Here is a 697-nt window from a genome sequence, read left to right on the forward strand (position 1 = left end):
AGGTTCAACGGAACGCTCTAGGCAAGCGCTAGAAATCATGGCGGAAATAGATACGCTGACGGAGGAACTCGCGCAAACGGAAAAGCTAATTAACACCCAAAACCTAGTGAAATATAGGAGAGAAGAAATAGAGAAAACCCTTGAAGAACTCAAAATATTAGAAAACTTCGATAGCGATATCTTCACAAGCCTTACCGAAAGCCTACAAATAGACAAAGATAAAAACTTACTAATCACCCTAAAATGCGGACTCACCCTCACGGAATACATAAGATAAAGCGAAACGCAAGTACAATAGCCTCTGCTATCAACGATAGCGGGGGCTATTTTTTATAAGCGAAAGAGTAGTTATAGCCTATAAGACCCTTGCAATATCTTACAAAACAGTTGCGTAATTAAACATTTAGTCTTTTAGTAGTGGCAAGGTTTGGTACACTACCAAAAGGCGTATATACGCCTTATAGTAGTTCACAGCCATCTAGGTATACACTTATGTCTTAATCGACACAAGTGTATATTTTTTTACCAAAAACGAGTTTAGCAAGGATTTTAATGCGTTTTGCGAGAAAATCAGCAAGTTTTGTAAGGATTTTAATGAATTTAGCGAGGATTTTCTCTTATTTTGCCAACAACTTTCAGCGCAAAGTCTTAAAGATTTTTCGCTGTTTTTATAAAGTTAACTAATCGGCACTATGTT

Annotated in this window: 1 protein-coding gene; it reads left to right on the plus strand. The window is 37.0% G+C overall.

Annotated elements, in window-relative coordinates; translation table 11 throughout:
- A partial coding sequence (locus tag RR062_06140; GenBank protein MEG2027280.1) for a hypothetical protein occupies window positions 1–277 on the plus strand: 277 nt, incomplete at its 5' end.
- Window positions 278–697 lie beyond the last annotated feature (420 nt).

The organism is Clostridia bacterium (genome assembly GCA_036654455.1).
In the GTDB taxonomy this organism is placed as follows: Bacteria; Bacillota; Clostridia; order Christensenellales; family CAG-314; genus JAVVRZ01.